At 72.8% G+C, this 12,529-nt stretch carries 13 protein-coding genes; 8 read left to right on the forward strand and 5 right to left on the reverse strand.

Annotation, left to right across the window (positions count from 1 at the left end):
* A complete protein-coding gene (locus IE294_RS37370; RefSeq protein WP_189893646.1) occupies window positions 1-255 on the reverse strand; it encodes a MoaD/ThiS family protein in 255 nt (84 codons plus the stop codon).
* A gap of 67 nt (window positions 256-322) precedes the next feature.
* Window positions 323-1,171 carry an alpha/beta hydrolase gene (locus IE294_RS37375; RefSeq protein WP_189893648.1) on the reverse strand — a complete coding sequence of 283 codons (849 nt, stop codon included), beginning with the start codon at window positions 1,169-1,171 and terminating at the stop codon, window positions 323-325.
* Between the two features lie 180 nt (window positions 1,172-1,351).
* Here IE294_RS37375 and IE294_RS37380 point away from each other — a divergent pair, with 180 nt between their 5' ends.
* The 6 genes from IE294_RS37380 (at window position 1,352) to IE294_RS37405 (ending at window position 6,934) form a co-directional block, all read left to right on the forward strand.
* Window positions 1,352-2,131 carry a winged helix-turn-helix transcriptional regulator gene (locus tag IE294_RS37380; protein WP_189893650.1) on the forward strand — a complete coding sequence of 260 codons (780 nt, stop codon included), beginning with the start codon at window positions 1,352-1,354 and terminating at the stop codon, window positions 2,129-2,131.
* A gap of 108 nt (window positions 2,132-2,239) precedes the next feature.
* On the forward strand, window positions 2,240-3,262 hold the full coding sequence (locus tag IE294_RS37385; protein WP_189893652.1) for a LacI family DNA-binding transcriptional regulator: 1,023 nt from the start codon (window positions 2,240-2,242) through the stop codon (window positions 3,260-3,262).
* 119 nt (window positions 3,263-3,381) lie between these two features.
* Window positions 3,382-4,371 (forward strand): S1C family serine protease, encoded by a 990-nt coding sequence (locus IE294_RS37390; RefSeq protein WP_189893654.1) that lies wholly within the window; start codon window positions 3,382-3,384, stop codon window positions 4,369-4,371.
* Window positions 4,372-4,396: 25 nt separating this feature from the next.
* A complete protein-coding gene (locus tag IE294_RS37395) occupies window positions 4,397-4,621 on the forward strand; it encodes a hypothetical protein (RefSeq protein ID WP_030653636.1) in 225 nt (74 codons plus the stop codon).
* Between the two features lie 127 nt (window positions 4,622-4,748).
* Complete coding sequence (locus IE294_RS37400; RefSeq protein WP_189893656.1) at window positions 4,749-5,483, forward strand: response regulator transcription factor; 735 nt, start codon at window positions 4,749-4,751, stop codon at window positions 5,481-5,483.
* Window positions 5,480-6,934: a HAMP domain-containing sensor histidine kinase gene (locus tag IE294_RS37405; RefSeq protein ID WP_189893658.1), complete on the forward strand. Its 1,455-nt coding sequence runs from the start codon at window positions 5,480-5,482 to the stop codon at window positions 6,932-6,934. Before IE294_RS37400 ends, IE294_RS37405 begins: the two co-directional genes overlap by 4 nt.
* Before the next feature lie 9 nt (window positions 6,935-6,943).
* Here IE294_RS37405 and IE294_RS37410 read toward each other — a convergent pair whose 3' ends face one another.
* Window positions 6,944-7,432 carry a MarR family winged helix-turn-helix transcriptional regulator gene (locus tag IE294_RS37410; protein WP_189893660.1) on the reverse strand — a complete coding sequence of 163 codons (489 nt, stop codon included), beginning with the start codon at window positions 7,430-7,432 and terminating at the stop codon, window positions 6,944-6,946.
* A gap of 118 nt (window positions 7,433-7,550) precedes the next feature.
* Between IE294_RS37410 and IE294_RS37415 the strand changes: the two genes are divergently transcribed.
* The gene (locus IE294_RS37415) at window positions 7,551-8,417 is read left to right on the forward strand and encodes an NmrA/HSCARG family protein (RefSeq protein WP_189893662.1); all 867 of its coding nucleotides are present in this window, start codon (window positions 7,551-7,553) and stop codon (window positions 8,415-8,417) included.
* A 176-nt stretch (window positions 8,418-8,593) separates the two neighbouring features.
* Here the strand turns inward: IE294_RS37415 and IE294_RS49155 are convergent, their stop codons facing one another.
* A complete protein-coding gene (locus tag IE294_RS49155; protein WP_189893664.1) occupies window positions 8,594-8,809 on the reverse strand; it encodes a hypothetical protein in 216 nt (71 codons plus the stop codon).
* A 26-nt stretch (window positions 8,810-8,835) separates the two neighbouring features.
* Window positions 8,836-10,620 (reverse strand): bifunctional metallophosphatase/5'-nucleotidase, encoded by a 1,785-nt coding sequence (locus IE294_RS37425; protein WP_189893666.1) that lies wholly within the window; start codon window positions 10,618-10,620, stop codon window positions 8,836-8,838.
* 175 nt (window positions 10,621-10,795) lie between these two features.
* Here IE294_RS37425 and mshD point away from each other — a divergent pair, with 175 nt between their 5' ends.
* Window positions 10,796-11,722, forward strand: coding sequence for a mycothiol synthase (gene mshD, locus IE294_RS37430; protein ID WP_189893668.1), 927 nt, complete (start codon window positions 10,796-10,798; stop codon window positions 11,720-11,722).
* Window positions 11,723-12,529: the final 807 nt, after the last annotated feature.

The following is a 12,529-nucleotide window of genomic DNA, read 5'->3' on the forward strand; positions in this document are numbered from 1 at the left end:
TCACCCTCCTGCGAACGGCGGGAGCACCTCGACCGTGCCGCCCTCGGCCAGCCGTACCGTCTCATGCGCGCGGGTCCCGACGGGGTCGCCGTCGACGAGGAAGGAGCATCGCTCCAGTACGCGGGTGAGTTCGCCGGGGTGTCGCGTACGCACGGCGGCCAGCGCGCCGGCCAGCGTGTCCGCCTCGTACGGCTCCTCGGCGACCTGGGCCGCGGCCTTGGCGGCGGCCCAGTAGCGCACCGTGACCTTGGGCATCTGAATCCTCAATCGACGGCAGGGACAGGAACAAAACAAGAGAACGATAAGGACAGTGTGGGTCAGGCTAGCCCGCCGCCGTCACCGACCAGTCCCCGATCCGGGCCATCAGGGCGTCGTCCGCCGCGTGCTCCGCGTGGCCCATGCCCGGTTCGACCCAGAGGTCGGCGTGCTCGCCGGCCGCCTCGGCGAGCATCCGGGGGTGGTCGAGCGGGAAGTAGCCGTCGCGGTCGCCGTGGACGATGAGGAGCGGCGTCGGGGCGATCTCCGGGACCGCCTGCACCGGCGAGAGCGGGACCGGGTCCCAGTCCCGGTGGTGGATGCGCGTGCGCAGGCCGTAGCGGCCCACCAGGCGGCCCTCGGGGCGGGTGACCAGCCAGTGCAGGCGGCGCATGGGGGCCGTGCCCCGGTAGTACCAGCGGGCCGGTGCGCTGACGGAGACGACGGCGTCCGTGCCGCCGTGCAGCGCCGCGTGCCGCAGGACCACCGAGCCGCCCATGGAGAAGCCGACGGTCACCACGCGCGCGTGCCCGAGACCGCGGGCCCACTCCACGGCGGCGGCGAGGTCCAGCACCTCCTTGTCGCCGACCGTGGACCGTCCGCCGGAGCGGCCGTGGCCGCGGAAGGAGAAGGTGACGACGGCGCCGTAGCCGCGCAGGACGCCCGCCACCCGGCGCACGTGCGGGCGGTCCACGTCGCCGGTGAAGCCGTGCGCGATGACGAACACCAGGTCACGGGAGGCCGTCCGGGAGGCGTCCGGAAGGGTGTCGTATACGACGGGGGGCGGATCGTATACGGAATCGATCGGAATTCCGTCGGCGGTGCGGAGAAACGTCCGGATAGGGCCCTGTCTGCCTGTCTCGCAATTCGGACGAACGGTGGAACGTGTCCCATGACCTGCCGGACGGTTGCTCATGTGGGCTATTCTGCTGGGCAGAGGACTCGGGCAGCGTAGCCCCCGGGTCCTTTTGTGCTTTCGGAAGCGTTGTATACGCAGCGGGAAACCTCGGGTGACCGCCGGTGTACGGGGCCTTCGGGATCGCAGAGCAGTACCCGTCCGCACTGTCCTCGCAGGGACCGAGGAGGAACCAGACGTATGAGTTCTCTGCTGCTCCTGACCAATGCCCTCCAGCCGTCGACGGAGGTGCTTCCGGCCCTCGGCCTGCTCCTGCACAACGTGCGGGTCGCCCCGGCGGAGGGACCCGCCCTGGTCGACACCCCGGGCGCCGACGTCATCCTCGTCGACGGCCGGCGCGATCTGCCCCAGGTGCGCAGCCTCTGCCAGCTGCTGCGGTCCACCGGCCCCGGCTGTCCGCTGCTCCTCGTCGTCACCGAGGGCGGCCTCGCCGCCGTCACCGCCGACTGGGGCATCGACGACGTCCTGCTGGACACCGCCGGTCCGGCGGAGGTCGAGGCGCGACTGCGGCTCGCCATGGGGCGCCAGCAGATCGTCAACGACGACTCGCCGATGGAGATCCGCAACGGCGATCTGTCGGTGGACGAGGCGACCTACAGCGCCAAGCTCAAGGGGCGGGTCCTGGACCTGACCTTCAAGGAGTTCGAGCTGCTCAAATACCTCGCCCAGCACCCGGGCCGCGTCTTCACCCGCGCCCAGCTCCTCCAGGAGGTGTGGGGCTACGACTACTTCGGCGGCACCCGCACGGTCGACGTGCACGTACGGCGGCTGCGCGCCAAGCTCGGCCCGGAGCACGAATCGCTGATCGGAACCGTCCGGAACGTCGGTTATCGATTCGTTACGCCGGAGAAGCCGGACCGCTCCGCCGAGGAGGCCAAGGCCAAGGCGGGCCGGGCAAAGCCGGAGGATGCGGACGCGACCGCCGTCCTGGAAGGCACCGAGGTCCACGCGGAGGCGTAGCCGGCCCGCAGCGCACGCATGAGCGGCACCCGGGCGGGGCATCGTCCTCGCACGGCCGCCCTGCGATACGCCCTGCCCACGGCGGGTCAATCCGCGTAGACTCCGCGCGTGGCCAAGGTGACTCGGGATGACGTGGCACGGCTGGCGGGAACCTCCACAGCCGTCGTCAGTTATGTCATCAACAACGGACCCCGGCCGGTCGCCCCGGCAACGCGCGAGCGTGTCCTCGCCGCGATCAAGGAACTGGGGTACCGCCCCGACCGGGTCGCCCAGGCGATGGCGTCCCGGCGCACGGACCTCATAGGCCTCATCATCCCCGACGCCCGCCAGCCCTTCTTCGGCGAGATGGCGCACGCGGTCGAGCAGGCCGCCTCGGAGCGCGGGAAGATGGTCCTCGTCGGCAACACCGACTACATCGGCGAGCGCGAGGTGCACTACCTGCGCGCCTTCCTCGGCATGCGCGTCTCGGGCCTGATCCTCGTCTCGCACGCCCTGAACGACCTGGCCGCCGCCGAGATCGACGCCTGGGACGCCCGGGTGGTGCTGCTGCACGAGCGTCCGGAGGCCATCGACGACGTCGCCGTGGTGACGGACGACCTGGGTGGCGCCCAGCTCGCCGTGCGCCACCTGCTGGAGCACGGCTACGACTACGTCGCCTGTATGGGCGGCACGGCGCAGACGCCGGCCGTCGGCGACCCGGTCTCCGACCACGTCGAGGGCTGGAAGCGGGCCATGGCCGAGGCGGGCCTGTCCACCGAGGGCCGGCTGTTCGAGGCGCCGTACAACCGCTACGACGCCTACCGGGTGGCCCTGGACGTCCTGTCCGGCCCCCATCGGCCGCCCGCCGTCTTCTGCTCCACCGACGACCAGGCCATCGGCCTGCTGCGGGCCGCGCGCGAGCTGCGCATCGACGTGCCCGGGGAGCTGGCGGTGGCCGGCTTCGACGACATCAAGGAGGCCGCGCTCGCCGACCCGCCGCTGACCACGGTCGCCTCCGACCGCTCGGCGATGGCGCGGGCGGCGGTCGACCTGGTGCTGGACGACGGGCTGCGGATCGCCGGGTCCCGGCGCGAGCGGCTGAAGACGTTCCCCTCACGACTGGTGCTGCGCACGAGCTGCGGCTGTAGCTGACCCCGGGCGCTCCTCGGAAGAGGGCCCCGCGCCCGTCTTTATGTCCGGCAAACGAGCTTCTGCCGGGCTTCTCAGGCGGCACTCAGGAAGCTCTCATGGTCACGGGGGACGCTTCTGTCATGACCGAGAGCCAGGGCACCTACGAGCAGCCGCACTCCTACTCCACTCCTGTGAACCCCGAGTGGCCGCCCCCGCCGCCGTACCAGCCGGCGGTCGCGGCCCCCGAGCCCGGGAAGAAGCGCGCCCGCGGCCCGATGGGCCTGCTCGCGGCGGTCGCGATCGTCGCGGCGGCGGTCGGCGGCGGTACGGCGTACGCCTTCCAGGAGCTGACCGGCAAGGACACGGTCGCCACCGCCGGCAGCACCACCACCGTGGTGCCGTCGAGCAAGAAGGGCGACGTCGCCGCCATCGCCGCGGCGGTCAGCCCGAGCGTGGTGGAGATCAACGCGACGCTCCAGAACGGCTCCTCCACCGGGTCCGGCGTGATCATCACGTCGAACGGCGAGATCGTCACCAACAACCACGTCGTCTCCGGCGCCACCTCGGTCAAGGTGCGCACCAGCGACGGCAAGAGCTACACCGCCGAGGTCGTCGGCACCGACAGCTCCAAGGACCTCGCGCTGATCAAGCTGAAGGGCGCCTCCGGTCTGAAGGCGGCGGCGCTCGGTGACTCGGGCAGCGTCCAGGTCGGTGACACGGTCGTCGCGATCGGCTCCCCCGAGGGGCTGACCGGCACGGTCACCAGCGGCATCGTCTCCGCCCTGAACCGGGACGTCACCGTCTCCACCGACGAGAACCAGGGCCAGGGCCAGGACGGCGAGGGGCAGTGGCCCTTCCAGTTCGGCGGCCGTGAGTTCAACGGCGACACCGGTTCGTCCACCACCACCTACAAGGCCATCCAGACCGACGCGTCCCTCAACCCCGGCAACTCCGGCGGCGCGCTGATCGACGCGAGCGGTCACGTCATAGGCATCAACTCCGCGATGTACTCCTCCGCCTCGCAGGCGTCCTTGTCCTCGGACGCGGGCAGTATCGGCCTCGGCTTCGCCATCCCCGTCGACACGGTGAAGTCCGACCTGGCCAAGCTGCGGGCGGGCTCCGACAGCTAGCGACACCGAGTGCAAGGAGCAGGTCATGATCAAGCACGTCCCCCACCGGTTCAGTGAGCGTGGTCCGGCCGGCCTCACCCTGGCCCTGTCCATCGTGTCCGAGCTGCACGTGCCCGTCCCGGCGCCCCGGGCTCCCGAGGTGGCCGCGCCCGTGACGCCGGTCCCCCAGCTGATGGGCCTGCGCACCTCCGCCGCCCGTCCGCACCGCCGCAAGGTCCCCCTGCACCGTCTGAACACGGTCCGGGTCTGACCGGCGGGCGTGTCCCCGGCCCCCGGACATGGGACGCTGAGAGACACCGGCCACGGCCGGGAGGCCCCCACCCCCGGCCGGAAGGCACCGGCCGCCCCACCCACCGCACCCCGAGGAAACGCGAGCGATGAGTCCCGCCGAAGGCGACCGTGACCCCCAGCGCATCCTGATCGTCGACGACGAGCCGGCCGTGCGCGAGGCCCTCCAGCGCAGCCTCGCCTTCGAGGGGTACGGCACCGAGGTCGCCGTCGACGGCGCGGACGCCCTGGAGAAGGCCACGGCCTACCAGCCGGACCTGGTCGTGCTGGACATCCAGATGCCGCGCATGGACGGGCTGACCGCGGCCCGCCGCATCCGGGGTGCGGGGGACACCACCCCGATCCTGATGCTCACCGCCCGCGACACGGTCGGCGACCGGGTCACCGGTCTCGACGCGGGCGCCGACGACTACCTGGTGAAGCCGTTCGAGCTGGACGAGCTGTTCGCCCGCATCCGCGCCCTGCTGCGCCGCAGCTCCTACGCGGCGGCGGTGTCCGCCGAGGCCCAGGCGGACGAGGCGCTCACCTTCGCCGACCTGCGCATGGACCTCGCGACCCGGGAGGTCACGCGCGGCGGCCGGCCGGTCGAACTGACCCGCACGGAGTTCACCCTGCTGGAGATGTTCATGGCCCATCCGCGTCAGGTGCTCACCCGTGAGCAGATCCTGAAGGCGGTGTGGGGCTTCGACTTCGAGCCCTCCTCCAACTCGCTCGACGTCTACGTCATGTACCTGCGCCGCAAGACCGAGGCCGGCGGCGAGCCGCGCCTGGTGCACACCGTGCGCGGGGTGGGCTACGTCCTGCGGCAGGGCGGCGCCGAGTGAGGCAGCTGGCGCGCCGGTACCGGGCGCTGCCGCTGCGGGCGCGACTGGCGATGCTGGTCGCGGCGGCGGTGGCGTTCGCGGTGGCGGCGGTCTCGGTGACCTGCTGGTTCCTCGTGGAGCGGAAGCTGTACGACCAGCTCGACGAGGACCTCCAGAAGTCCCTGCGGAACACGACGCAGACGGACCAGTTGCAGTTCACCCTCGACAACTGCACGGACACCCCGCAGGCCAACAGCTTCCTGCTGCGCGACCGGTACTCCCAGCTCGTCACGGAGGACGGCAAGATCTGCCTGTTCGGTGCCGCGTCGGGCCAGATCAGGGTCACCCAGGCCGACAAGACCGAGATCAAGAACCTCGACCCCAGCATCCTGTACTTCCGCAACGGCAGCGACGACGACGGCAACGAGCTGCGGGTGCTCACCAAGCCCGTCGGCCCCACCGCCACCCCGAGCGGCGGACGCGGGCCCAATGTCGGCGTGCTCATCGCCGTACCGCTCAAGAGCACGCAGAAGACCCTCAACGACCTCGCCCTGGTCCTCCTCCTCGTCTCCGCCGTCGGTGTCGTCGGCGCCGGTGCCGCGGGCCTGGCCGTCGCGCGGGCCGGGCTGCGCCCCGTCGACAAGCTCACCGAGGCCGTGGAGCACGTGGCCCGCACGGAGGACCTGACCATCCGCATCCCCGTGGCGGACGTCAGCGAGGACGAGGTGGCCCGGCTGTCCCGGTCGTTCAACTCGATGACCGCCTCGCTGGCCAGCTCCCGCGAACTCCAGCAGCAGCTGATCGCGGACGCCGGCCATGAACTGCGTACGCCCCTGACGTCGCTCAGGACGAACATCGAGCTGCTCACCCGCAGCGAGGAGACGGGCCGTCCGATCCCGCCCGAGGACCGCAAGGCGCTGCTCTCCTCGGTGAAGGCGCAGGTGACCGAACTGGCCGCGCTGATCGGCGACCTCCAGGAGCTGTCCCGCTCGGAGGGGCAGCACGGCGAACGCGTCCAGGTGGTCGCCCTCCAGGACACCGTCGAGGCGGCGCTGCGCCGGGCCCGGCTGCGCGGCCCCGAGCTGTCGATCACCGCGGACCTGGAGCCCTGGTTCGTCCGGGCGGAGCCCTCCGCGCTGGAGCGGGCGATCGTCAACGTCCTGGACAACGCGGTGAAGTTCAGCCCCGAGGGCGGCACGGTCGAGGTGCGGCTCGGCGAGGGCGTGCTGACGGTCCGCGATCACGGTCCCGGCATCGCCGCGGACGAACTCCCGCACGTCTTCGACCGGTTCTGGCGCTCCCCCAGCGCCCGTGCCCTGCCGGGCTCGGGCCTCGGCCTGTCCATCGTCGCCCGTACGGTGAAGCAGGCGGGCGGCGAGGTCTCCCTGGCCCCCGCCGAGGGCGGCGGGGCGGTGGCGACGCTACGGCTGCCGGGGGCGCCGACCCCGCCACCGGAGACACCGGCCGGCTGACCCGCGCGCTCAGTCCGGCCGGGGCATGGCGCGCAGCCGCTGGACCTGGGTGTGGCCGAGGTCGTGGCCCCGGCGCAGGTGCCGGGTGATCGCCCGCAGTTCGTCCTCGCTGTGGTCGTCCAGGAGGGTCTGCCAGGTCTGGCCGAGGTCGTCCCACAGCGCGGTGACCCGGGCGAGGCGCTCCGGGACGGGGGTGACCAGCACCCGGCGGCGGTCCTGCCGGTCGGGGGTGCGGGTGACGTAGCCGCCGCGTTCCAGCCGGTCCACCAGACGGGTGGCCGAGCCGGTGGTGAGACCGGTGCGGTCGGCGATCTGCCGGACGGTGAGCGGTTCCGGCTCGGCGGTCAGCAGGCTCAGGCACTGCACGTCGGTCGGGTGCAGACCGAGGTGTTCGGCGACGGCCTGGTTGAACAGCACGTAGGCGGCCAGGTAGCGCCGGGACTCCAGGGCCAGCTCCTCGTACAGGCGGGCCCGGTCGGGGTCTGTCACATCGGTCACGGGGTCTCCTCGCCTCCTCGCCTGAAATTACTGCGCGACGCAGTAACTTGTGCCCTAATCTGCTGCGCGGCGCAGCCAATGCGCCGCGCAGCAATCGTACCGATCCAGGGGGACCCCCATGCTCACCATCGCCGTCACCGGCGCCACCGGCGCCCAGGGCGGGGCCACCGCCCGCGCCCTGCTCGCCGCCGGCCACCAGGTCCGGGCGCTGACCCGCCGGCCCGGCTCACCCGCCGCCGAGGCGCTGCGCGGCCTGGGCGCCGAGGTCCGCCACGCCGACTTCGACGACCCCGGCTCGCTCGCCGCCGCCCTCGCCGGCGCCGACGCGCTCTTCGCGGTGACCACCCCGTTCGGCACCGACACCCGGACGGAGGTCCGGCAGGGCACGGCCCTCGTGGACGCGGCGGCGGGGGCCCGCCTCGGCCATGTGGTGCTCACCTCCGCCGCCCACGCCGACCGCGGCACCGGCGTCCCGCACTTCGAGAGCAAGTGGGCGGTCGAACAGCACCTGCGCGCCTCCGGCCTGCCCTGGACCGTGATCGCCCCGGCCGCGTTCATGGACAACTACGCGAGCGGCTGGACCCTCGACGGGCTGCGCACCGGCGTCTTCGCCTGGGCCATGCCGGCCGACCGGCCGCTCACGCTCATCCCGGCCACCGACATCGGCGCGTTCGCCGCGCTGGCCCTCCAGCGCCGGGACGACTTCGCGGGCCGGCGCCTCGACATCGCCTCCGACGCGTGCACCCCCGCGCGGATCGCGGCCGTCCTCGGCACCGCCCTGGGCCGCCCGATCGCCCACACGCAGCCACCCCTCGCCCAGGTCCGCACCCACTCCCCCGACCTGGCGGCGATGTTCGCCTACTTCACCGACACGGGCCTCGACGTCGACGTCACCGGCCTGCGCCAGGCCCACCCCGAGATCGCCTGGCACACGTTCGCGGACTGGGCGGGCGAGCAGAACTGGACGGCGCTGCTAAAGCGTTGACCGAAGGGGCTCGCGGCAACCTTCCCCCGCTCCACGGGCTCATGAACGACTCCAGTCGGTTGTCCGGGTGGGTGCTGCACCCCGGTCACCATCCCCCGGCGCGCCCGTCACCGCAGGAGCCGTACGGCACTGGCGTTCGGGCTGCCGCTCGCGCTCGCCGCCTGCGGCGCCCCCGGCTACGGCCTCCTCGCCCCCGGCGCCCAGCCGCGGGCCTCCGCCGCCGTCCCGGACTGGGCCACCGCCACCGCGGACGGGTTCGCCTCGGTGAACGCGCTCGGGCATGCGGCGGATTCTTCCTCGGCCAGGACGTCCACCACGTGAGCATCCGGGACGCGTACCAGGGCGTCCGGAACGACGAAGGGCGTCCCTAGGTGCCGACGGCTCTTGTCCACAGCTGTGGACAAGAGCCGGGGCGGCACTACCGCACGACCGTGATCCGGTCCGCCTTCGGCGGTGCGATCGGGGACGTCGCCGACGAGTTGGCCGTCAGGTACTTCTCCAGGGCCGTCAGATCGTCCGCGCCGACCAGGTCACCCGTGCCCTGCGCCAGCGTCGGGAAGCCGTCGCCGCCGCCCGCGAGGAAGCTGTTGGTGGCGACGCGGTAGGTGGCCGACGGGTCGACCGGGGCGCCGTTCAGGCGGATGGAGCCGGTGACCACACGGTCCGCGCCGGACTTGGTGAGGTCCAGGGTGTAGGTGAGGCCGGCGGACGGCTGGAGGATCTTCGGGGCCGCCTCGTTGGCGCCGCTGACCTGCTCCTTGAGGACCTGGACCAGCTGGGCGCCGGTGAAGTCCTGGAGGTTCACGGTGTTGGCGAACGGCTGGACCGTGAAGCCCTCGGCGTAGGTGACCACGCCGTCGCCCTCGGCGCCCTTGGCCGCGTAGGTGAGGCCGGCCCGGACCCCGCCCGGGTTCATCAGCGCGAGGCTGGTCCTCGGGTCCAGCTCACGGCCGTGGGCGAGCTGCGCGTCGGCGATCAGGTCGCCCATCGGGGACTCGGTGCCGCCGTTGTTGATGTCGCCGGAGATCCAGCCGATGGGGCGGTTGCCGATCGGGGCGGCCAGGGTGTTCCAGCGCGAGATCAGGTCGGTCATGTCCGGCGCCCTGGGGACGTCCCGGGTCACCACGTGGTTCGCGGACCGCACGGCCGTACGCGCGATGTCGCCGGTGCGGCGGTCGTACGTCAGCGTGGTGTCCGTGTAGAGGCGGCCGAAGGAGGAGGCCGAGGTGACCATGCGGGGGCGGCCGGAGGGGTCCGGGACCGTGCAGACGTACGCCTGGTGGGTGTGGCCGGTGACCAGGGCGTCCACCGCCGGGGTCACGTTCTTGGCGATGTCCACGATCGGGCCGGAGATGCCGTCGCCCGCGCCCGGGGAGTCGCAGTCGTAGTTGTAGGAGCCGGAGGCCGGGTAGCCGCCCTCGTGGATCAGGGCCACGATCGACTGCACACCCTGGCGCTGGAGCACCTTGGCGTACTTGTTGATGGTCTCGGCCTCGTCCTCGAAGGACAGGCCCTTGACGCCGTCGGCGGAGACGATGCCGGGGGTGCCCTCCAGCGTGACCCCGATGAAGCCGATCCTGACGTCCTTCTTCTTCCAGACCCAGTACGGCTTCAGCAGGGGCTTGCCGGTCTTGTCGTCCAGGACGTTCGCGGCCAGGTACGGGAAGTCGGCGCCCTGGAACCCCTGGTCCGTGTAGCAGCCGTCCGCGGGGTGGCAGCCGCCGTTCTGGAGGCGGGCCAGTTCCCTCGCGCCCTCGTCGAACTCGTGGTTGCCGACCGAGGTGACGTCGAGGTCCAGCTTGTTCAGCGCCTCGACGGTGGGCTCGTCGTGGAAGAGGCCCGACAGCAGCGGGGAGGCGCCGACCAGGTCGCCGCCGGCCGCGGTGATCGAGTACGGGTGGCCGGTGCGGGCCTGGCGGAGGTGGGTCGCCAGGTACTCGACACCGCCCGCGTCGATCGTCTTCGTCGTGCCGTCCGGCTGGAGTTCGGTGACCCGGCCGGAGGAGCCGGACGGGGGCTCCAGGTTGCCGTGCAGGTCGTTGAAGGAGAGCAGCTGGACGTCCTGGTAGCGGCCCGGACGGTGGTGGCTCTCGTGCGCGTCCGCCGGGAGCGCGGCGGTCAGCGCCGCGGCCGTGGCGAGAGAGGCCGCGCTCGCGAGAAGGGCGTACGTACGACGTCTGGTGCGCCGGGGCGCGGCTGGCATGGGACCCCCCTGTGGGTCGGCTGTGATGGCTCGGCGCAGCCTAAAGTCAACGCGCGTAGCGCGACAGGGGGTTCATGGTTACATCCTGGTTTCCCTTTGCCCTTGCCTTTACCGGTGCTGCCGCCGTGACCGATGTGCCGGGAATTCGCCCCGGCCGCCCCGTACCCTCATACGCATGAGCAGCGACGACACCGTACAGGGCTTCCCCGCCCGCTCCATCGAGACCTACTCCGCGCTCACTCCGGACCGGGCCGAGGCCGTGCTGCGCCTGCTCGGTGAGGCCGCCCGGGTCGACGGGCAGCAGCCGGTGTCCGAGCAGGGCCGGCTGCAACTGCGCGGCGGAGCCCGCGAGGGCGTTTCGCATCTGCTGCTGACCGTCGACGGCGAACTCGTCGGCTACGCCCAGCTGGAGGACACCGACCCGGTGGAGGCACCGGCCGCCGAACTGGTCGTGCATCCCGCGCACCGCGGGCACGGTCACGGCCGGGCGCTCGGCGCGGCCCTGCTCGCCACCTCCGGCAAGCGGCTGCGGGTGTGGGCGCACGGCGGGCACCCCGCCGCCCGGCACCTCGCCCAGGTGCTCGGCCTGACCCTGTTCCGGGAACTGCGCCAGATGCGCCGGTCGTTGACCGATCTTGAGCTGCCCGAGCCGGTGCTGCCGGAGGGCGTCACCGTGCGCGCGTTCGTGCCCGGCAAGGACGACGCCGCCTGGCTCGCCGTGAACGCCGCCGCCTTCGCCCACCACCCGGAGCAGGGCTCGCTCACCCAGCGGGACCTGGACGACCGCAAGGCCGAGCCGTGGTTCGACCCGGCCGGGTTCTTCCTCGCCGAGCGGCGCGGCGAGCTGATCGGCTTCCACTGGACGAAGGTGCACGCCGAGGACGGGCTGGGCGAGGTGTACGTCCTCGGGGTCCGGCCCGGCGAACAGGGCGGCGGCCTCGGCAAGGCCCTCACCACGATCGGGCTGCGCCACCTGGCCGCCCAGCAGCTGCCGGCCGCGATGCTCTACGTCGACGCCGACAACACGGCGGCGGTGTCGGTGTACGAGCGCCTGGGCTTCACGGTCCACGAGACGGACCTGATGTACCGCACGGAAACCTGAGATCTCCCCGGGTGAGGGGCGGCCGTCCCGACGACCGCCCCTCATCCGCGTTCGTCCGGCGGTCCCCGGGCGCCGCCCCCGCCGGCTCGCCCGCGCGGCAAGCCGGAGCAGTGGGCGGACCCCGCCCGCGCCGTCGGACCGGAGCGGGACGACATGGCCGCGCTCTTCGCTCGTTCCGGCTGCCCACCGGGCGCGTGTGCGCGGCCGTCAGCCCTACGGCCTTCCCGGCACCACACCGACCGCCGGCCGCCCCGGGTCGGCTTCGCGCCGCCCCGGACAAGCCGCTCTGCGGAATGGTCTGGTCCGCTGACCGGGAGGTCCAGGTCACGCACGGGCCCTGGGACCGCGTCCGCGTCCCGCGCGGCCCGCGCTCGTGCCGTTCGCGCCGGTCCCGGGCGCCCCCACCGGCCCGGCCCCGCCCCGCACACTCCCCACCCAGGCCGCCACCGGCACCATCCTCGCCGCCACCACCGCCACCGGCGTACGCCGTCCCGCGCGACACACCGCCCGCAGACCCGGCCCCGCGCCGCGACCCGCGCTCGTGCGGTTCACGCCGGTCCCGGGCGCCCCCACCGGCCCGGCCCCGCCCCGCACACTCCCCACCCAGGCCGCCACCGGCACCGTCCTCGCCGCCACCGGCGTACGCCGTCCCGCGCGGCGCGCCACCCGAAGACCCGGCCCCGCCCCGCACGCTCCCGTACCGGACCGGTGGTTTCGCGGCCGGGAACCCCTTCGGGCCGCCCCCCGCTATCCCGCACGTCATGTCGCCGTAACCATTGATTCAGCCAGGCTTGCGACGCTCGGGCA

The organism is Streptomyces canarius (genome assembly GCF_014650735.1).
Taxonomy (GTDB): domain Bacteria; phylum Actinomycetota; class Actinomycetes; order Streptomycetales; family Streptomycetaceae; genus Streptomyces; species Streptomyces olivaceoviridis.

Bases quoted from the DNA above. Each gene is read 5' to 3' on its own strand.
- IE294_RS37425 (WP_189893666.1), bottom strand. From the start codon at position 10,620: ATGCCAGCCGCGCCCCGGCGCACCAGACGTCGTACGTACGCCCTTCTC.
- IE294_RS37395 (WP_030653636.1), top strand. From the start codon at position 4,397: ATGATCAAGCACGTCCCCCACCGGTTCAGTGAGCGTGGTCCGGCCGGC.
- IE294_RS37390 (WP_189893654.1), top strand. From the start codon at position 3,382: ATGACCGAGAGCCAGGGCACCTACGAGCAGCCGCACTCCTACTCCACT.
- IE294_RS37400 (WP_189893656.1), top strand. From the start codon at position 4,749: ATGAGTCCCGCCGAAGGCGACCGTGACCCCCAGCGCATCCTGATCGTC.
- IE294_RS37370 (WP_189893646.1), bottom strand. From the start codon at position 255: ATGCCCAAGGTCACGGTGCGCTACTGGGCCGCCGCCAAGGCCGCGGCC.
- mshD (WP_189893668.1), top strand. From the start codon at position 10,796: ATGAGCAGCGACGACACCGTACAGGGCTTCCCCGCCCGCTCCATCGAG.
- IE294_RS37415 (WP_189893662.1), top strand. From the start codon at position 7,551: ATGCTCACCATCGCCGTCACCGGCGCCACCGGCGCCCAGGGCGGGGCC.
- IE294_RS37380 (WP_189893650.1), top strand. From the start codon at position 1,352: ATGAGTTCTCTGCTGCTCCTGACCAATGCCCTCCAGCCGTCGACGGAG.
- IE294_RS37375 (WP_189893648.1), bottom strand. From the start codon at position 1,171: ATGAGCAACCGTCCGGCAGGTCATGGGACACGTTCCACCGTTCGTCCG.